Genomic DNA, 18,099 nt, shown 5'->3' on the forward strand with positions numbered 1-18,099 from the left:
ATTTTATAATATTAAACTGATACTTTGCACTGAAATTGCTTTATTTTTTAGTGAAAAAAAATTATCTTTGAGAGAACGCCACCCGCTGGCGTGATAAATATTTAAAATTTTAGCATTCTTTCAGGTATGAACTTTCATAATAATAATTCTGAATCAGGAAATAATCATTACTTTCTCAACGGTTCTGATCAAATGAGCACGACCCTGCGTCAAACCGATTGGTCGCAGCATGTTTTGGGCGTTCCTGAAAACTGGTCGATCAGCCTGCGAAATGCCGTGGCAATGGTCCTGTCATCAAAATTCCCAATGATTCTCTGGTGGGGCAGCGAGCTGATTCAATTTCATAATGATGCCTCTGTGCCGCTTCTCTCGGGTATCGGAAAAATGCAGGAGGCGGGAAAACCGGCTGATGATAACTGGTCGGGCACCTGGCATCTCACGGGTCCTGTTATACAAAAAGTAATGCAGAGCGGCGAAGCAGTTAATTTCCAGGACCAGCCGGTCAGCTTTACTGAAGGTGAAAATGAAAAGGAAGCGCAGTTTTTCTGTTTCTCCTACAGTCCTCTATTTGGGGATACGGGGAAAGTTGAGGGAGTGCTGGGCATTTGCGCCGATATAAGCGCTGCAAAGCAGAGCGAGCAGCAAATCCGGTCACTTGTGGACAGCGCACCTTTTCCAATCGGTGTCTACGAAGGCAGGAACATGCGCATTGCAATGGCCAATCAGGCGATTATCGATGTCTGGGGGAAGGGCAGTGACATAATAGGTAAAACTTATTTTGATGCGCTACCCGAACTGGAAAATCAGGATATTTACCCAAGACTGCTCGAAGTGTACAGTGAAGGAAGGCCCTTTAACGCACGTAATCAGCGAGTGGATTTAATGGTGCAGGGAAATCTTCAGCCGTTCTATTTCAACTACAGTTTTACGCCATTATTTAATCAGGAAGGCCAGGTATACGGCGTGCTGAACACAGCTGCGGATGTTACAGACCTTAACCTTGCAAAGATCAAAGTGGAACAGACGCAGCAGGATTTCAAAAATCTCATACTTCAGGCGCCTGTATGTATGTGCCTGCTCCTTGGACCCTCCCATACCGTGGAAGTAGCAAATGACTGCATGATCAACCTTTGGGGCAAGGAAGAGCGGGATGTGATGAACAGGCCGATTTTTGAGGCGCTGCCAGACGCAAAGGAGCAGGGACTCGAAGCGCTTCTGGACCATGTATATAAAACAGGGGAGACCTTTACAGCCAATGAAATGCCGGTGCACCTGATCCGCTTTGGAAATCCTGATATTGTCTATCAGAATTTTATTTATGAACCCTACAGGGATGCAAGCGGTGAAATTTTAGGTGTTATTGCCATATCAAACGATGTTACAAAACAGGTGCTGGCGATGAGAAGAATTGAAGAAATTGTTCAGCAGAGAACCCAGCAGCTTGAATCGGCCAATGAGAGCCTGAGCCGTTCTAATTCCCAGCTGGCTGAATTTGCCTATATTGCTTCGCATGACCTGCAGGAGCCGCTGCGCAAAATCAGCATTTTTTCACAGATGCTCGAATCCAAAGTAGGAGGTTCCCTTGATGCAAAATCGCAGGGTCAGCTCAAAAAAATAAAGGAATCCTCAGAAAGGATGCAGGCCCTGGTAAAAGATGTCCTTGCGTATTCCCAGCTGAACAATGCAGGTGGAGAAATTGCCAGTGTAGACCTCAATAAAATCGTTGAAGGAATATTGTCAGATATGGAGCTGCTCATCGAACAGAAAGAGGCAGTTATAGCTGTCGGCAGACTTCCTATAGTTCCGGGACAGACACTTCAGCTGACCCAGCTGCTGAGCAACCTTATCGGCAATTCGCTGAAGTTTCATCGTCCGGGGTCCGTCCCGCAGATCAGCGTGGAAGCGTTCGAGGTGCCTGATCAGGAAAAAACAGTCCTAAGCCTTGACGCTGCAGTGGATTTTGTCAAAATTGTAGTGAGTGATAAGGGGATAGGCTTTAAAGAAGAACAGGCCGATAAAATTTTTGAACTGTTCCAAAGGCTGCACAGCAAGACGGAATTTGAAGGTACCGGTATTGGCCTTTCCATATGCATGAAAATTGTTGAAAACCACCACGGACTGATCACCGCACAGGGCAGTTCGGAAAATGGAGCACGGTTTAATATTTATCTGCCTCTGAAAAGGACGCAGTAATGCCTTTACAGCTGTAGACTGGTACTTTGGATTTGTCATTAATCAGTCAGCACTGCTCAATATTCCAGCCTGTTTAATATAAATCCTTCGAGTTCCTTGTCAACGGACTGATCACGAAATTCCGTGGTTAGGATTTTGCTGTAGAGTGTTATACTATTTTCAATTAAAAATTCGTCCAGCGCATCAAGGCCCAGTAAAAAAGCTGGCTTTTCAGTCTGCCATGATAACGTATCTGGAGAGGACAGATCATTAAGTACTAAAACAAACTGCGACTTCCCTGAAGATTTTTCAGGGATCGAAATAGTAAGTTCAAAATCATTGTCCTGATCCTTATACGAGCCGGTAAGAAAGTATACTAAGGTCATAGATGTCTTGTAGGGTAAAGATTGCTGTATATAGCACTGCTGGGATATGAATATCACGATTTTCAGGAAAAAATGCTCTGTGCTTTGGCGAGGGCTTTTTTCATATCTATGCCTTTCTGAAGTGCGCCTTTGAACAGGTCTCCTTCTGCCTTCATACGCGCGATGGAATTCTCAATATTGAAATCTTTCATCGAAAGTCCTTTTTTGATTTCTTCCCAGTGCAGCGGCATGGAAACAGTGGCTCCAATTTTCGGCCTCAGCGAGTAGGGGCAGGCAATGATTGCGCCCGGTCGGTTCTGAAGAAAATCCAGATACATTTTGCCGTTTCTGTTTTTTATCTGGCGCTCTGTACTGGTGAAGTCCGGTAGCTGGTCCTGTACGATCGTTACGATGAGCCTGCCGAACATCTGGGACTGGTCATAGGAATATTTCGCGCCAAGGGGAATGTAAATATGAATGCCCGTTGATCCTGATGTCTTGACATAGCCGGTTATTTCCATGGCATCTAGAATTTTTTTAACCTCCTGGGCGGCTGTAATTACCTGCTCGAAAGTGTTGCTTTTGTCAGGGTCAAGGTCAATGACGCAGTAATCAGGGTTATCGGGATGTTTTATGGTGCTGAACCACGGATTCATTTCAATACATCCAAGTGATGCCATATACAGCAATGTCGCTTCGTCGCCGCCGACCAGAAATTCTTTGTCCTCTCCCTCGCTTGTGGTGTAGGGGAAAGTTTTGGCCCAGTCCGGCGCTTTTCCCTTCACATCCTTCTGGTAGAAACTCTTTCCATGTATGCCCCCGGGAAAGCGGTTGAGGGAAAGGGGGCGGTCTTTGAGGTAGGGAAGTATAAATTCCGCTGCCTGGTAATAGTAATTGAACATATCGCGTCTGGTGTAGCCGTCCTCTGGCCAGTACACTTTGCTCAGATGGGAGAAAGTGAGGCTGTGGCCTTTTATCTTCTTGGTCTGTGTTTCCTCTGTCGGGTTTAGCAGTGTTTTGCTGCCGGAATGTTCGGCACCTTTTACAAGCACGTTGTTTTTTTCGGCTATTAAAACGGTTTCTGCCGCTGGCGAGGCAGTCTCCCGTACTACATCGGACGCTTTTTTATCGGAGCGCATTCCTTCAAAGGAAGGATGGCGGAAAACACCGTCTGTGGTAACTTCCGCGAAACTTACCTCGCAGACCAGGGACGGCTTAAGCCACGTTGCAGCTGCATTGGGAGGGTTTGGACGAAAACGTGAGGGTTTGTTGATGTCGGGTTCCGATGCAAAGGGAATCTTTTTGGTAATTAAAGGCGTAAACTCTTTGATCATCTCTTTCTGCAGTTTGTCACTGAAACCCGTGCCGACCTTGCCCACATACTCAAAGCGACCATTTTCATAAACACCCAGCAATAGGGAGCTGAACTGTTTGGAAGAACCTTCATTTCTTGTAAAACCGCCAATGACCACTTCCTGTCTCAGGTTGACCTTGATTTTCAGCCATTCCCTGTTACGCGCATCGGGCGTATAGAGCGAGGTCATCCTTTTGGCCATAATTCCTTCCAGTCCCATTTTTTTTGCCGCCTGAAAAAAATCGATCCCGCCGCTGGCAAATACCTCTGAGAGGCGGATGCGGTCGTCGTCTGTGGGAAGCACAGCAGCAAGGATGGCCTGTCTCTTGGATAAAGGCAGGCCCATAATATGAACCCCGTCGTACCAGAGAAGGTCAAAGGCGTAGTATACAAGATCACCGTCAGCCTCGCTGCGCCAGTTCTGCAGCGCACTGAAATTGGCTTTGCCGTCTGTTCCCACCACGACAAGCTCGCCGTCGAGCACCGCATCAGCAGGCCATTTTTTAAGGGCATCGGTTATCGTGTAGTATTTCTCGGCAAAGGACTTGTTGTTTCTTGACGCTATAGAAACCTCTCCTTTATTTATATAGCAGAGCGCGCGGTAACCGTCCCACTTGACTTCATAGCTCCAGTCCGGATCGTCGAAGGGCTCGTTTACCAGTGTCGCCAGCATTGGTTTTATATTCACCGGTATTTTGGAGGGTTTTCCTTTTTCCAGCAGGGCCGCAATATTTTTCTTTTCGGCTGCTGATAGTTTTTTTTTCTTCATAATCTTTTTCATTAAAACAGTTCCACTGATTTCGCTTTGAGATGTTCCGAGAGGATTGATACCTCTTGATCACGCTGTAAAATTGCCGGGGTAAGGCTATAGTTGTAGATGCCGTAGCTGTATGAAATAATGCAGGTCGGACTAATAAAAAAAGCATTAAAACCTTCCTAAGAAGATTTTAATGCTTTTTCAACGGCATCGGCAGAACTCGTGCCTGCTTTTTCAACAGCAGCCTGAAGTTGCTCTTTTGAAACACCAAATTTTTCTGTCCAGTAAGCCACTTCATGGGCTTCGTTCATATTAATTCTGGATCTGTCCTGAAATCCTTTTTTGTTCAGATCGTCGCTCATAATAATAAAATTGTGTGGTTAGTAAAGCTGTAGTGTATTTTAGCTGTTTGTTGCAGCGCTTCCGCTGCTTCCAGCGCCGCCTGAATTATCGTTTCCTCCACCTTCATGGCGGTCAGGATCGGTTCCTGCCTCATCGTTCTCATCAAGATCGCCCCAGTCCCCTGTATTCTCGCTGGGATCATCATGTCCGGCGGCAGCCTGGTGATTATGGTAAGGACATTTTTGCAGTTCTTCTGCTGTGTATTGGTTTGAATTTTCCATGACATTTTTATTTAGTTGTTAAACGTTTAAAATTAACGACATAGATGATCATTTGCCTTACAGGAAAATGCCCGGCTTTTATTAAATTTTCATGTCACTTTATGTCTACTGCAAAGCACTGAAGGGCTGATGCATAGAGAATTAAAATTTATAGGGCAGTGATCGTAATTATTTGTAAATTAGGGTTTCATTATAAATAATATGATATGGAAGCGCATACTATGGTTCTGTCAACTGCGAAGGTTGCCATTCCTGAGGTGACTACAGTTGAATTTGTTACGGGGCTAATTAACCGCGGACTGACACAGGTAGAATATTTCGGGGTGGAAATAGATAATCACTGTGATATTGTAAGTGATGATATGCAGCAGCTAAGCAGTGAAATTACCTATATTGACATCCACTTTGATTCCGAGCAGGGCATTGATTCTGATTCGCTCAATGAAACGGAGGCGGACAACATGGCGCTAAATATGCTGCAGGAATGCCGTGCGGAGATCAGGACAGATTCAAAGGATATAACTATTTACCTGTAACAAAAGGATTCACGTCACGATGAAAGAGCTTTTTTTGCTGCTTTGCAATTGAAAATTTAGCTACTTTTATGTTTTGATTTAAAGTTAACTTAAATTATTTTACGCATGAATATTGATTACAAGGACACTAATTTTTTTCATACCGATTATTTATTCCGAATTCAGACCTTTGAAAAATACCTGGCCAGTTCATTGGCATCAGAGGAGCATTACGCCAATTATAAGGCAGGGCTGATACCTAATATTTTTTACGCACATAACCTGCCGGCAGTTTTAGGTTTGTTCAGAAAGGAGTTTCTTGATGTTAAGGCTGGAATAGAAAGGTACGAAAAGGATAATAACAATGATTTTCCAATGTTGAAATCCTTTATCAATACCGAGAGAAATTTACGAACTGTTTTCGAGGATAGCCAACGGAAGGATTACACAGCACTTTTGGAGCGGTCATTTGACAATCAGAAAACAGATGCGAATGGCGCGGCAGTCAGCCGTTTCTTTTTAGCAACGCCAATATTGGAGACTTATATATTTCAGGTAGAAAAAGTATTTGGGAAAGGTATACTGGATTGATTTTAATGATTATTTAAATTCTTCCAGCAGATATTCTGCTGTTTTGCAATCTCATAATTGATCGTGTTATGGAGCTACATTTTGAAGATTTTGCGCTCACCATTAAAGCTGCTGATTTGGTGGTCCCGTATCATTTGATGGACGAGCCATTGTTTTTGACGGTTCGTTCTCAGTTGACCGATTTGTTAGCTAACAAGAAAACAGAAATTTTCTACTTTGGTCTGGCTCCTGACAATACAGCAGATGGGCATGATGAACTTTTGGAAAATGGGGTTTTCTACCGCATTATCGGGTTCGAGAAGAATCTAGGGATAGCTTTGGAAAGTTCCGCTGAAGAGATACTGCATGCTTTCCATTACCTGGTTAGTAACTTCCAGCCCAGATGGAGCACAATCTTTGTCGAGCAGAGTCCGAGCAAAAAAGAGGTTACAATTGAACTTATGTATCAGGAGGTGTTTTGAAAGATCCTTTTGCAGGTTCCAGGATTTTTTTTGATCTAGTTGCACTGCAAGACACGAATAAACCTTAAACAACCCCTTATGAATCCAGATGACGGTATAGAAAGATTTGTTGCGGCCCAGCAGTATGTTTACCTTCAGGCTTTGCATGAAATCAAAAACGGGAGGAAGCAGAGCCACTGGATGTGGTTTGTTTTTCCCCAAATCAGGGGCCTGGGTTTTACGGACTATAACGTATATTATGGAATTAAGGACCTAAAGGAAGCCGGACAGTACCTCAATGATCCGGTTCTTGGAAAACGCCTGATTGAAATTTCAGAAGCAGTTCTTTCTCTGCAGGGAAAAACAGCCCTGGAAATATTCGGCAGGCCAGACGATAGGAAACTTAAATCCTGTATGACCCTGTTTGGCCAGGTCCCAAATACAAATCCTGTTTTCCACAAAGTATTGGAAAAATATTATCTGGGGTTGAATGACGATAAAACTATCGAAATACTTTTATCTGATCAGTGATTAATAATAGATTGCATGCTTTTCCAAAACTTATGCAAATACCGGTGAAGAAAAAACTTGTGTTCGCGTTCACTTTGCTCCGGATCTATGTAAGTTACAGTGATGCGTTCAATAAATTGGTCAATTGCGCGCGGTCTTGATGCAATAATCTGTTCCCTTTTCGACTGGACAATTTGTTTAAATTCCTCTGCCGTAATAGTAATTCTATGTGCAGTCAAATTGGCTTTGATCGTATTGCGTATAAAATTTAGCTCGTTTTCCTGGCAGCGCATAATATGGTTTCCATATTCCTGTTCGGGTTCAAAAAAATCATTGGGGTCGTTATACTGCGTAAATTCTGTTACGGAATTCAATTCAATTAAAAAACGCGTGTTGAAATCTTCGATTGTGACATTTTTAAAAAAGTCCATACTGAATGTTCGGATTTAAATTAACGGCGTTTAAATTTCCTTCATATGGAAATGCAAATTCAGACATGTCAACGCTTTGGTCAAGCCAAGAGAGTTCGTCCTGTCTGCGCAGCATAATGGGCATCCTGGCATCATGTATATTTCCTGATTTTATTGATTTGCTGTTATGTACATATTTCATGATTTGGTTTCCCTCTGTGGTTACCATTGTAAAAGTATTTTTCAGTATTCCTGAATCAGGGCAGGTCCATGAAGAGTACAATCCTGCGAATGTGAATATTTCATCATCAAAAGATTTTATCTGGTATTTATCTTTTAGTTTGCCCTGCTTGTCGTGCCAGTGCCATTCATAGTAAGCCGAGGCAATTATCAGACAGCGGTTTTGGGTGATATTCTTGTACGACTTTCTTTTGTCAATGGTCTCAATGCGTGCATTGAGCGTTTTTTTTCTATTAAATGATTGCTCCTCCGCCCACGACGGCATCAGTCCCCAGCTGTGGTCTGTTGTGATTATATTCGGAGTTGTATCAAGTATTAGTGGTATGTTGGGATGTTTGAATCCTTTAATAAAATCGGATTGCAAAAAAAACTCCTCATTATCCAGATCTGCATTAAAGCGTCGTTTGACGGATTCTATAGTCGACATTTGTTGTGTGTAATAGCACATAGGCGGTGTTTTAAATACAAGTTTCTTTATACTTTATCTTTGAATCCTCGCCATGCATTTCATGGCGGTCTCCTATCAAATTTAATGATTTATTTTTCAAATTGCCAGAGCAGTTCCTAAAAAAAAGAGGCTATGTTTTCATCTTATGCCTTGGCAGGTTGATCTCATGCGCCTGCGGATACGGCTGGCGCTCTGTGGTGCTCACGTCCTCCCGTATGAGCGCCTGGGTCCTGTACTGGTCTTTTGCGTCCATATAGCGTGGGTCCTTCATAAAAGGCATCTTGGCCATCTTATGAATGGTTATGGTGGGGAAGTGGTAGTCGATCTCCACTATTCCCATCAAAAGATAACAGCCGCCTCCCTGGAAGGGATAATTGGCAAGGCTGTCGGGAAAATGCGCCGTATCGAAGTACGCCCCTTCATTATCGATCCATGTCCCGAAATACATATTGCCCCTTTTGGTAGGCACCTGTTTGGTCGATACCAGATAGGCCAGCATGCGCACCTGTTTCTTATGGCAGAAGGGCAGGTCCCGGACCTTTATATCGCCGCGGTGGCTTGTCTGCAGCAGGTCAAATACGGTGCAAGACACCGGAAAGCTCAGCAGCTCGATCTCGTCAAAGGCATCTTCAAAGACGGACCTTTCCAGCGTAGGTAATTTATACTGTTTGGTGGGCTCCTGGATCAGCAGCGGCGCGCGGTTCTCAGGCTTGAAATTGTTTAAAAGTACGCTGGCGGTAACCAGAAGCTCGTTTTTGTTTTTGCCCGTAAAGCGGAAGGCACCGGTAAAAATCAGGCTCTTCACGCTTTCGATCCCCATAGGTACGCGGTTGATAAAATCCTCCAGCGAAAGATAGTCGCCGGCCCTTTTTCTGTCCGCTACGATAAACTGCGCCATTTCGATCTTCATTGCCTTGATATGCATAAAGCCAAGGTAAAGGTCATTGCCATACAGCGCCGCTGAACAAAGGCTGTTGTTCACGCAGGGATTATGGATAACCGCCCCTGCCATCCTGGCCTCGTGTATATAGACCTCGATCCTGTAAAACCCGCCTTCGTTATTGATGGCAGCGACCATGAATTCGATTGGAAAATGCACTTTGAGGTACAGGCTCTGGTAGCTTTCCACGGCATAGGAGGCCGAGTGCGCCTTGCAGAAGGAGTATCCGGCAAATGATTCGATCTGGCGGTAGATTTCCTCGCTCAGGGCGACCGGGTGCCCTTTCTGGGTGGCGCAGGCAAAAAAGTTGTCCTTAACCTTCTGCAGCGCGGATTTTGAGCGTCCTTTTCCCGACATGGCGCGTCGCAGCACATCGCCGTCCGAGGCCGGAAGCCCGCCGTAGTACAGTGCAATTTTGATCACATCCTCCTGGTATACCATGATCCCGTAGGTTTCGCCGAGCTGCTCCTGAAACACGGGATGAAAATATTCAAACTTCGATGGATGGTTATGGCGAAAAATGTATTCCTTCATCATCCCTGACTGCGCCACTCCCGGCCTAATGATAGAGGATGCTGCAACCAGCGTTTTATAGTTGTCGCATTTCAGACGCCGGAGCAGTCCGCGCATCGCCGGGCTCTCAATGTAGAAGCAGCCGATTGTTTTTCCCTGGGCAAGGTAGGAATTAGCCGCCTGCTCATTTTTTGATATCGAGGTATCCCTGATATTGATTCGTATCCCGCGGTTCCGCTCAATGAGCCGCACGCTGTCGTCAATGGTGGCGATCCCGCGCTGGCTCAGGATGTCAAACTTTTCAAACCCGATGGATTCGGCCACATGCATATCAAAAAGGGCAATGGGAAAACCCTTTGGGGGCATTTCCAGCGGGGTGTAGTTGGTGATGGGCTCCTCGGAGATCAGCACACCGCAGGAGTGCATGCTTCTCTGGTTGGGATATTTCTCGAGCATCATACCATAGTGCTGCACTTCGCGGACCACGTCATTGGTGGCGTGAAGCTTCATTGGATTTTTGGCCAGCATATCAAGCTCGTCCTTCGGAAGGCCGTATACCTTACCGACCTCCCTGAAAATGGAGCGGTACTTGAACTCTACATTGGTGCCGCAGAATGCCACGTGCTCATAGGTGTAGCGGTTGAATATGTATTCGAGTATCACATCGCGGTCGCGCCAGCTCCAGTCGATGTCAAAATCCGGTGGGCTTTTGCGGTTGATGTTCAGAAAACGCTCGAAATATAGGTCCAGCTCCAGCGGGCAGATATCGGTGATCCCAAGGCAGTAGGCAATAATGCTGTTGGCGCCGCTTCCTCTTCCCACATGAAGGAACCCCTGGCTGTTGCTAAAGCGGATGATATCGGCGGTGATCAGGAAATAACCGCTGAACTCCAGCTGGTCGATTACCTTGAGCTCTTTTTCCATGCGCTCGCGGGCCTGTATGTTTTTATTGCCGTAGCGCCACACAAGGCCCTGCCTTGCCAGGGAGGTGAGCAGCTTCATATCGCTTTTGCGGCTCGATGTGTAGTATTTTTTATTTTTCGGGGATTCAAAATCGTATACAAAATGGCAGTTGTCAATGATCTGCTGCGTATTTGAAATAATCTGCGGGTACTGCTCGTATTGCGTAAGAAGCTGTTCCAGCGGAACCATTTTATCGGTATGGGAGCAGCAGTCCTCGGGCTTTAGTCTTGTAAGGACCACGTTCTTGTCAATTGCGCAGAGGATGCGGTGCAGCTCATGTTCTTCCTTGGTGCGAAAGGTCACGGGCTGGAGCATCACCATTTTATGCTGCCTGTCTTTCCAGCTAGTCAGGATTAATTTCTGCAGCTGGTCGGGACGTATGCCGATATACTCGTTTTCCTTTAGCGTGTCCGGGGTGTTCTCGAGTGGGTAGATTACAAAGACATCCCTGAAATCTGGGGCAAAGAAGGGAAGGGGTGTTTTCTCGAAATTGTGATGGGTCAAAAAACGGTTCATCTCTGCAAGGCCCGATGCGTTTTTGGCAAGGCCGATGAAGCGGAGCTGGAACCCCGAGCGGAATTCCATGCCGACCAGGGGCTTTATGCCTGCCTGCTCGCAGCTTTTTATAAAGTCATAGATGCCCGTTACCGTGTTGATATCGGTCAGCGCCATGGCTTTGACCCCGCAGGATAGCGCCTGTGGCACAAGGTCCTCCAGCGGTATGGTGCCGTAGCGCAGGGAATGGAAGGAGTGGCAGTTGAGATACATGGAATCAGGGTTTGCGTTTTAGAATTTCGTTTTTGTTGTTTGGCTTGAAGGATGCGCCTGCGCAGCGCATCACCGCATCAAAGCCGTAACGGCTTTTCATTCGGTCCATCGCCTGGTAGAGGGCGAGCATTTCCTCTGTGTCCTGAAAAATATCGATCTGGTAGGTGCCGCGCGCCAGTCCGCTAAATGTCACGCCGATCAGCCGAAGGCGCATCCTGCGCTGGTAGAGTTTATCGAAAAGCCCCTGTACGGTTTCGGTCAGGATATGGTCAGCCGAGGTGTGCTGAATCTAGCACTGCCTCGTTTCGGTATCATAATTGGCATAGCGTATTTTTACCTTCACAGTCGAAGTCAGCCAGGCCTCGGACCGCAGCTGGAAAGCGAGCTTTTCCACCATGCCCAGCAGCACCCTGTTCAGGCGGTCGAAATCGATGGTGTCCTGCCCGAAAGTGTGCTCGGTGGATATCGATTTTTTCTCCCTGTAGGGCTCCACGGGATTGTTATCGATGCCATTGGCTTTTTTCCAGAGCTCGGTCCCGTTTTTGCCCATCATGTCCTGTAGCGCCTCGGCAGGCATCTGTGAAAGCTTGCCGATGGTCCTTATCCCGATGCGCGATAGAAGCTGGAAGGTTTTCTCCCCGACCATCGGCATTTTCTGGATCGAGAGCGGATTTAGAAAAGACTGCACCTGATGCTGGGGGATTTCCAGGTTCTGCTTCTGTTTTCCCTCGCCGGTCCCGATCTTGGATACGGTTTTATTTATTGAAAGGGCAAAGGTGAGGGGAAGGCCGGTTTCTCTGGTGACGGTCTGTGCCAGTTCGCTGGTCCACTTGTAGCTGCCATGGAATTTGTCCATCCCGGTGATGTCCAGATAGAACTCATCGATGCTGGCTTTCTCCACTATCGGGGCCTTTTCCTGGATGATCTCGGTGATATCACGCGAGAGTTTGGAATATAATTCCATATCGCCTTTCATAATTTTTGCCTGCGGGCAGAGCTTCATGGCCATGTGGATGGGCATGGCAGAGCGGACACCGAAGCGTCTGGCTTCATAGGAACACGAGGCCACCACGCCTCTCTCGCCTCCGCCGATAATGAGCGGTATGCCGTTTAATGCTGAATTTGTAAGCCTCTCGCAGGACACGAAAAACGTATTCATATCGATATGTACAACTGACCTTTCCATAATCTTCTGCTTTTATACAAATACAAAATTATTACAGACTGTAACAAAAATAAATAATAATGTGTTCTAATTTGTAACAAAATTGTTTAATCATTATTTTCCGACAGCCCAAATAGCCTGAAACATTGAAATTCTGTCCCAGGCGAGTATTAACAGTAAATTCAATTCATGTGTTTTTTCTTAGAATATTTTTTTTTAACTTTACTTGATTGTAACCTTGCATGGATAATTCGATCGTGTATCGATTTGCAAAAACTTATATTCTTATATAAAGATTTGTAGATTGTAATCTTGTCTTATGCTTATAAAAAATACCACTATGGCCCTGGCAGAACAAAATTCCCACAGACATATTTATATAGCAGATGATGATGAAGATGACAGAATCTTTTTTTCAGAGGCCATGCTGGAAGTTGATCCTGATGTTATTTTAAAAGAAGCCCAGGACGGGGCTGAACTCATGGAGATTCTCCATACGCTTTCCGATCCGCTTCCCGAAGTTATTTTCCTGGACCTGAACATGCCTAAAAAAAAAGGTTTTGACTGCCTGGAAGAAATAAGGAAACTTAAAGGCGCCATAAGGGAGGTAAAGGTTATTATGTTTTCCACCAGCAGCGATCCGCAGGACATTGAAAAGGCAATGGAGCTTGGCGCCAGTTTTTATGCGGTAAAGCCCAGCGGCTTTGATACCCTGAAATCATTCCTTGAGCAGGTCTTACAAATGGACTGGCGCTGCCGCACTAATGACCGAGGAAAATTTCGGTTGATCTAGCGGTCAAAGGTCATTTCAATTTTCAAGGAATCAGCCGTCTATTTTGTCCTTATGGTATTGGGAGAGCCATTTTTCCATTTTCAGCAGCAGCTGTATTTCTTTCGGATCCCCTGTAGGGTCTGAAAGCCCTGTAATGGTGTGGCTGTAAGTGAATTTCCTGTCCTCAAAAGAGCAGGTAAACCTCGGGAGCTCATTATGGGAGACCATCCAGCTCTCGGGGGCTATTTTTTTTATTTCAAACTTTTTCATATCTCATGCCCGTTCCACCGGCTGCAGCTTTATATCTGCTTTTAAAGAGCAAAATTAGCGGTTTTATTTTTATTGTTGTCCGTTTTCGTGTTAAGTCATAGGGGTTTGAATTGCATGGCTCCTTATAATGCTTTTTTTTGGAGCTTTTTCCCGCTATACGTTTCACACGAGCTTTAGCGAACTGGCGAAGCAATCTTTTGTGCCGAACCCCGGCATAAAAGGATTTCCTCTGCTATCGCGGCTAGGGGAGCTGTAGATTTAATTTTATTTAATGTCTATACATCACACCCAATTTTTCTATTTTTCACAATGGTAATGTTTAAGTTTATTAGATTCCATTCTCAGGATTTCTTCCTAAACTTATAGTGCAGACTTTTAAAGATTTACAGTTGAAACAACTGCTGAAAATCCTGTAAAACTCAGTGCGTATTTTGTAAGATCTTTTTTTTATATAAAACTAAATTTGATAGTTATTCAAAAGACATTTTGTACTGAAATTAATCCACAAATTCATTCTCTATGAAGGCAAAATACACACTATCCGCATTGCTGGGCTTTCTGGCAATGCACGGTTACAGCCAAAAAGGCATCCCACCCAATGAGGATACCAAAAAAGTGACCATCACGAATTTCCCAACCCATCTTGAATACAGCAGCTCCCTTGCATCGGGACTTAAAACAGCCAACGGCTGGAAAGTCACGCCAGTGGCCACCGGGCTTGGAAAACCCCGCATGCTGTACATCGGCAAAAAAGGCCAGCTGTATGTGACCCGCAGGGACGCGGGGGACGTTCTGATGCTGACCGATACCGACAAGGACGGCAAGTTTGACGATATGATCCGTGTGGCGGATTTTCCCGGCGTACACGGCATCACCTCAAAGGATGATTATATGTACCTGTGCAATAACAATAAGGTGCTGCGCTATGCGCTGAATGCCGATGGAACTCTGGGCAAGGTTGCCGATACGCTTATCAAAGACCTGCCAAGTGGCGGGCAGCATGCCAACCGTACCATGGATTTCGGACCTGACGGCAAATTATATATTTCCGTGGGCAGTGTCTGCAACGACTGCAAGGAAAGCGATAAGGAAACCGCCACGATGCTTCAGGTCGATTCGCAGACCTGGAAAAGAACCCTTTATGCTTCGGGGCTTCGAAATACCATAGGATTTGACTGGCAGCCCGTGACCAAGGAAATGTGGGGCGTGGACAATGGCGGGGATACCAAAGGGGACGACTGGCCGCCCGAGGAATTAAACAAAATTATCTTGGGAGGCAACTACGGGTTTCCTTTTGCCTATGGGAAACGAGTAGTGGACCAGAGCAGGGAAGACCCGGTGGGCAATACCAAGGAAGGGTGGGTGAAACCCACGCAGCCTTCGGTGCTGGAATTTCCGGCGCACAGCGCGCCGATTGCCTTTGCTTTTTTTGACAGCGGAAAAAATAAAGGCGATGCGCTGGTATGCTGGCACGGGTCCTGGAACAGGCAGAACCCGAGCGGATACAAAGTAGAACGCATCAAATTTGACAGCAAAGGAAATCCCACGGGATCCGAAGATTTTCTAACCGGATTTTTGATTGGCAATGAGCGTTTTGGAAGGCCAGCCGGTGTGGCTATTGGCAGCGACGTAGTGTATGTATCGGACGATGCAAATGGAATTATTTATGCCCTTAAAGAAAAATAAAGATGAAAAAGTATATCATATTCCTGCTGTTAACCCAGCTGACCTGGGCACAGGAACCAACCAAACGTATTGAATTTGAAGCGCCGGAATCCTATCCGGAAGGCGTGGCTTTTGACAAGGGGGCCAATGTGTTTTATGTATCCTCGGCAAGATTGGGAACAGTTGGAAAAGTAACCAAAGAAGGAAAATATTCCGCATTATACGCTGACCAGAGCCTCAAGTCCACCTACGGGCTCAAAGTGCATCCCGATGGCAAAAGGCTTTTTGTCTGCGCGGGCGATGCCAATTACAGCAAATTCAGCACGCCGGATACCAAAAAGAAAATGGCAAGGCTTCTCTCCATTGATCTGAAGTCCGGTAAAAAATTAGCCGATGTTGATTTGTCGGGCCTGGTTCCCGGAGAGCATTTTCCCAATGACCTGGCTTTTGACAAGGACGGCAATGTGTACATTACCGACAGTTTTGCCGATGTGGTCTATAAAGTGGACCCGAATGGGAAAGCTTCGGTTTTCAGCCAAAGCGAGCTGTTGAAATCAGCAGGGGTAGGGCCCAACGGAATTGTGTATCATCCCGACGGGTTTCTGCTTGTGGCCAATAATGGGACAGGAGCTCTTATAAAACTTCCCCTTGCCAGTGCCCAAAATGGGACGAAAGTTAAAATAGGCCAGTTTTTTCCCAGCGCCGACGGACTTCTTTTAAATGATAACAATACCCTGACCCTGGTGCAGAATGGCGGGGTGAACAAAATATTCAGGTTAAAGAGCACAGATAACTGGACCACGGCAGAGGTTTCTCAATCCACATCGGTTGAGGACCGTTTTGCTTTCCCGTCAACGGCAGCAATGTCGGGCGGTGAAACCTGGATTATGAACGCCAATTTCTCCGAGCTTGCAGAAGGAAATAATGTGCCGTCAAAAAAGTTCTCCCTGCAGCAGGCGGTATTTAGTCCCGTAAAGAAATAAAACATCATCCAAACTAATACAACAATATAGACACATGATACAATCCAATCCTTACGTGCCTTACAGTGATTCAATCGAAGTGATACAGCCCGATGAAGCCCAGATCAGCCAGAGAATCGTGGATTCGATGGCCAGGGTAAACCGCCTGATGTATGAGAAATACCGCCATGCCATACGCGATGCCCATGCCAAAAGCCACGGGATTTTAAAAGGGGAGCTGCAGGTGTATGAAAACCTGCCCGAGCATCTGGCGCAGGGCTTATTTGCCACGGCGAAAACCTATCAGGTGATTGTGCGGTTCTCCACGGCGCAGGGATCGATAAACCCAGATAAAATGTCCGCCTTTCGCGGTATGGCCATAAAAGTGATCGGCGTGGAAGGGGAAAAGCTATTGCCTGAACTATCCGATGCCCTGACACAGGATTTTCTGATGGTCAATTATCCGGTGATTCCCACAGGCACTATAAGAGAGTACCTCAAAATGCAGGAGGCGCTGGAGAAACAGGCTGACAGGGGGGAACTCTTCCAGCAGATAGCCCAGAAAGCGGCAGTCGGCGTTCAGAACGCACTGGCAGCGGTTGGGCTGGCAGATGATACCAATAAATTGAGCGCACCGGGACCGCACATTCTGGGGGATACCTATTTCAGTATGGCGGCGCTTCGTTTTGGTGATTACATCGCCAAAATAAACGTAAAGCCGCTTTCGGAAAATGTGCGGGAATTAGCAGGCAGGGAAATTGACAAGGAGCTCATAGAAGCAGATGAAAATGCTTTTTTAACCCAGGTTATCCAGGATTTTTTCAAGTCCGGTACGGCCGAGTATGAAATGGGCGCACAGCTTTGCACGGACCTGCAGAGTATGCCCGTCGAAGACGGATCGGTGCAGTGGCCCGACGATAAAAATCCTTACCAGCCTGTTGCCAGACTTACCTTCGGGCCTCAGGAAACTTTTAGTGCTGCCCGTCGTGTATATGCAGATGATGTGCTGAGCTTTAATCCGTTTCACTGCCTGCCTTCGCACCGTCCGCTGGGCAATATCATGCGGGTCAGAAAGCTGGCCTATGAGACCTCCAGCCGCTACAGGCACCATATGAACGCGCAGGTGAGGGTAGAACCCACAAGCATTGATGAGCTGCCTGATTAGTTAAAGATTTAAAAGCAAAAAATTAGATACAAAAAAAAGCCTTCGCAATGTAATCATTGCGAAGGCTTTTCTGTTAGGTAATGCGGTTGCATTTAATCCTCGTCATCTTCATCGGCTTCCGACTCGTCTAAAGTCCTTCTGTCCGCATCATCGTGGTCCAGTTCGGTGGGCTGGTGGTCTGCAGATCTTTCATCGTCATAATGCTGGTTGATGGCCGGATCGGTGTGCTCCATGGTTTCGGAGTGGATGGATTCTTCTCCCATGTGATAGGTACTGTCGTCCTGATGGTACGTATCGTAGTTTTCTTGTGGTATCATAATTTTTTACTTTAAATAGTTTGTAATTACTGTAAAGGCCTTCTTTGTCTTTCTGGCTTATTAAAGCCTTAGTCAAGGAAGAATAGTAAAATTAAAAATTAGAAACCTGATAAAATTATACGATAACCCGATATACTTGCATTATTTTCAGATGGTTATAATATGCGGTTGTAT

The 18,099-nt window shown here is 45.9% G+C and carries 18 protein-coding genes and 1 pseudogene; 9 read left to right on the top strand and 10 right to left on the bottom strand.

Annotated elements, in window-relative coordinates; translation table 11 throughout:
• Window positions 1-126: 126 nt before the first annotated feature.
• Window positions 127-2,193 (top strand): PAS domain-containing sensor histidine kinase, encoded by a 2,067-nt coding sequence (locus tag BKM63_RS17175; RefSeq protein ID WP_071637793.1) that lies wholly within the window; start codon window positions 127-129, stop codon window positions 2,191-2,193.
• Between the two features lie 56 nt (window positions 2,194-2,249).
• On the opposite strand, the gene BKM63_RS17180 is transcribed toward BKM63_RS17175, so the two are convergent.
• The 4 genes from BKM63_RS17180 to BKM63_RS17195 form a co-directional block, all read right to left on the bottom strand.
• Window positions 2,250-2,558: a hypothetical protein gene (locus BKM63_RS17180; protein WP_071637794.1), complete on the bottom strand. Its 309-nt coding sequence runs from the start codon at window positions 2,556-2,558 to the stop codon at window positions 2,250-2,252.
• 62 nt (window positions 2,559-2,620) lie between these two features.
• Window positions 2,621-4,660, bottom strand: coding sequence for a DNA ligase D (ligD, locus tag BKM63_RS17185; RefSeq protein ID WP_071637795.1), 2,040 nt, complete (start codon window positions 4,658-4,660; stop codon window positions 2,621-2,623).
• A gap of 167 nt (window positions 4,661-4,827) precedes the next feature.
• The gene (locus BKM63_RS17190) at window positions 4,828-5,010 is read right to left on the bottom strand and encodes a DUF3606 domain-containing protein (protein ID WP_071637796.1); all 183 of its coding nucleotides are present in this window, start codon (window positions 5,008-5,010) and stop codon (window positions 4,828-4,830) included.
• A 39-nt stretch (window positions 5,011-5,049) separates the two neighbouring features.
• The gene (locus BKM63_RS17195; protein WP_071637797.1) at window positions 5,050-5,271 is read right to left on the bottom strand and encodes a hypothetical protein; all 222 of its coding nucleotides are present in this window, start codon (window positions 5,269-5,271) and stop codon (window positions 5,050-5,052) included.
• Window positions 5,272-5,477: 206 nt separating this feature from the next.
• On the opposite strand from BKM63_RS17195, the gene BKM63_RS17200 reads away from it, so the two are divergent.
• From BKM63_RS17200 to BKM63_RS17215, 4 genes are all read left to right on the top strand, one after another.
• Window positions 5,478-5,807, top strand: a complete 330-nt coding sequence (locus BKM63_RS17200; protein WP_071637798.1) for a hypothetical protein — start codon at window positions 5,478-5,480, stop codon at window positions 5,805-5,807.
• Window positions 5,808-5,912: 105 nt separating this feature from the next.
• Window positions 5,913-6,377, top strand: a complete 465-nt coding sequence (locus tag BKM63_RS17205) for a hypothetical protein (protein ID WP_071637799.1) — start codon at window positions 5,913-5,915, stop codon at window positions 6,375-6,377.
• A 68-nt stretch (window positions 6,378-6,445) separates the two neighbouring features.
• Entirely contained in the window at window positions 6,446-6,838 is a 393-nt protein-coding gene (locus BKM63_RS17210; protein ID WP_071637800.1) for a hypothetical protein, read from the top strand.
• 78 nt (window positions 6,839-6,916) lie between these two features.
• Window positions 6,917-7,348, top strand: coding sequence for a DUF1810 domain-containing protein (locus BKM63_RS17215; RefSeq protein ID WP_071637801.1), 432 nt, complete (start codon window positions 6,917-6,919; stop codon window positions 7,346-7,348).
• On the opposite strand, the gene BKM63_RS17220 is transcribed toward BKM63_RS17215, so the two are convergent.
• The 4 genes and pseudogenes from BKM63_RS17220 to dinB all read right to left on the bottom strand — a co-directional run bounded on the left by BKM63_RS17220 (window position 7,342) and on the right by dinB (window position 12,795).
• Window positions 7,342-7,758, bottom strand: a complete 417-nt coding sequence (locus tag BKM63_RS17220; protein WP_071637802.1) for a hypothetical protein — start codon at window positions 7,756-7,758, stop codon at window positions 7,342-7,344. The genes BKM63_RS17215 and BKM63_RS17220 overlap by 7 nt on opposite strands.
• On the bottom strand, window positions 7,745-8,425 hold the full coding sequence (locus tag BKM63_RS17225; protein ID WP_071637803.1) for an SOS response-associated peptidase: 681 nt from the start codon (window positions 8,423-8,425) through the stop codon (window positions 7,745-7,747). Before BKM63_RS17225 ends, BKM63_RS17220 begins: the two co-directional genes overlap by 14 nt.
• 130 nt (window positions 8,426-8,555) lie before the next feature.
• Window positions 8,556-11,609, bottom strand: a complete 3,054-nt coding sequence (locus tag BKM63_RS17230) for a DNA polymerase III subunit alpha (protein ID WP_071637804.1) — start codon at window positions 11,607-11,609, stop codon at window positions 8,556-8,558.
• A gap of 4 nt (window positions 11,610-11,613) precedes the next feature.
• Window positions 11,614-12,795, bottom strand: a pseudogene (gene dinB / locus BKM63_RS17235) (DNA polymerase IV).
• 319 nt (window positions 12,796-13,114) lie between these two features.
• Here dinB and BKM63_RS17240 point away from each other — a divergent pair.
• A complete protein-coding gene (locus tag BKM63_RS17240) occupies window positions 13,115-13,567 on the top strand; it encodes a response regulator (RefSeq protein ID WP_071638157.1) in 453 nt (150 codons plus the stop codon).
• Between the two features lie 30 nt (window positions 13,568-13,597).
• On the opposite strand, the gene BKM63_RS17245 is transcribed toward BKM63_RS17240, so the two are convergent.
• The gene (locus tag BKM63_RS17245) at window positions 13,598-13,816 is read right to left on the bottom strand and encodes a hypothetical protein (protein ID WP_071637805.1); all 219 of its coding nucleotides are present in this window, start codon (window positions 13,814-13,816) and stop codon (window positions 13,598-13,600) included.
• A gap of 519 nt (window positions 13,817-14,335) precedes the next feature.
• Between BKM63_RS17245 and BKM63_RS17250 the strand changes: the two genes are divergently transcribed.
• Genes BKM63_RS17250 through BKM63_RS17260 form a run of 3 tightly spaced genes read left to right on the top strand, consistent with a single transcriptional unit; the run spans window position 14,336 to window position 17,608 of the window.
• On the top strand, window positions 14,336-15,502 hold the full coding sequence (locus BKM63_RS17250) for a PQQ-dependent sugar dehydrogenase (RefSeq protein WP_071637806.1): 1,167 nt from the start codon (window positions 14,336-14,338) through the stop codon (window positions 15,500-15,502).
• A 2-nt stretch (window positions 15,503-15,504) separates the two neighbouring features.
• Window positions 15,505-16,464, top strand: a complete 960-nt coding sequence (locus tag BKM63_RS17255; RefSeq protein ID WP_071637807.1) for an SMP-30/gluconolactonase/LRE family protein — start codon at window positions 15,505-15,507, stop codon at window positions 16,462-16,464.
• Window positions 16,465-16,498: 34 nt separating this feature from the next.
• Window positions 16,499-17,608, top strand: a complete 1,110-nt coding sequence (locus tag BKM63_RS17260) for a catalase family protein (protein ID WP_071637808.1) — start codon at window positions 16,499-16,501, stop codon at window positions 17,606-17,608.
• A 92-nt stretch (window positions 17,609-17,700) separates the two neighbouring features.
• Here BKM63_RS17260 and BKM63_RS17265 read toward each other — a convergent pair whose 3' ends face one another.
• Window positions 17,701-17,925 carry a hypothetical protein gene (locus tag BKM63_RS17265; RefSeq protein ID WP_071637809.1) on the bottom strand — a complete coding sequence of 75 codons (225 nt, stop codon included), beginning with the start codon at window positions 17,923-17,925 and terminating at the stop codon, window positions 17,701-17,703.
• Window positions 17,926-18,099: the final 174 nt, after the last annotated feature.

The sequence above is a fragment of the Flavobacterium johnsoniae genome (genome assembly GCF_001879205.1).
GTDB lineage: Bacteria > Bacteroidota > Bacteroidia > Flavobacteriales > Flavobacteriaceae > Flavobacterium > Flavobacterium johnsoniae_A.

Bases quoted from the DNA above. Each gene is read 5' to 3' on its own strand.
- BKM63_RS17175 (WP_071637793.1), top strand. From the start codon at position 127: ATGAACTTTCATAATAATAATTCTGAATCAGGAAATAATCATTACTTT.
- BKM63_RS17180 (WP_071637794.1), bottom strand. From the start codon at position 2,558: ATGACCTTAGTATACTTTCTTACCGGCTCGTATAAGGATCAGGACAAT.
- ligD (WP_071637795.1), bottom strand. From the start codon at position 4,660: ATGAAGAAAAAAAAACTATCAGCAGCCGAAAAGAAAAATATTGCGGCC.
- BKM63_RS17190 (WP_071637796.1), bottom strand. From the start codon at position 5,010: ATGAGCGACGATCTGAACAAAAAAGGATTTCAGGACAGATCCAGAATT.
- BKM63_RS17195 (WP_071637797.1), bottom strand. From the start codon at position 5,271: ATGGAAAATTCAAACCAATACACAGCAGAAGAACTGCAAAAATGTCCT.
- BKM63_RS17200 (WP_071637798.1), top strand. From the start codon at position 5,478: ATGGAAGCGCATACTATGGTTCTGTCAACTGCGAAGGTTGCCATTCCT.
- BKM63_RS17205 (WP_071637799.1), top strand. From the start codon at position 5,913: ATGAATATTGATTACAAGGACACTAATTTTTTTCATACCGATTATTTA.
- BKM63_RS17210 (WP_071637800.1), top strand. From the start codon at position 6,446: ATGGAGCTACATTTTGAAGATTTTGCGCTCACCATTAAAGCTGCTGAT.
- BKM63_RS17215 (WP_071637801.1), top strand. From the start codon at position 6,917: ATGAATCCAGATGACGGTATAGAAAGATTTGTTGCGGCCCAGCAGTAT.
- BKM63_RS17220 (WP_071637802.1), bottom strand. From the start codon at position 7,758: ATGGACTTTTTTAAAAATGTCACAATCGAAGATTTCAACACGCGTTTT.
- BKM63_RS17225 (WP_071637803.1), bottom strand. From the start codon at position 8,425: ATGTGCTATTACACACAACAAATGTCGACTATAGAATCCGTCAAACGA.
- BKM63_RS17230 (WP_071637804.1), bottom strand. From the start codon at position 11,609: ATGTATCTCAACTGCCACTCCTTCCATTCCCTGCGCTACGGCACCATA.
- BKM63_RS17240 (WP_071638157.1), top strand. From the start codon at position 13,115: ATGGCCCTGGCAGAACAAAATTCCCACAGACATATTTATATAGCAGAT.
- BKM63_RS17245 (WP_071637805.1), bottom strand. From the start codon at position 13,816: ATGAAAAAGTTTGAAATAAAAAAAATAGCCCCCGAGAGCTGGATGGTC.
- BKM63_RS17250 (WP_071637806.1), top strand. From the start codon at position 14,336: ATGAAGGCAAAATACACACTATCCGCATTGCTGGGCTTTCTGGCAATG.
- BKM63_RS17255 (WP_071637807.1), top strand. From the start codon at position 15,505: ATGAAAAAGTATATCATATTCCTGCTGTTAACCCAGCTGACCTGGGCA.
- BKM63_RS17260 (WP_071637808.1), top strand. From the start codon at position 16,499: ATGATACAATCCAATCCTTACGTGCCTTACAGTGATTCAATCGAAGTG.
- BKM63_RS17265 (WP_071637809.1), bottom strand. From the start codon at position 17,925: ATGATACCACAAGAAAACTACGATACGTACCATCAGGACGACAGTACC.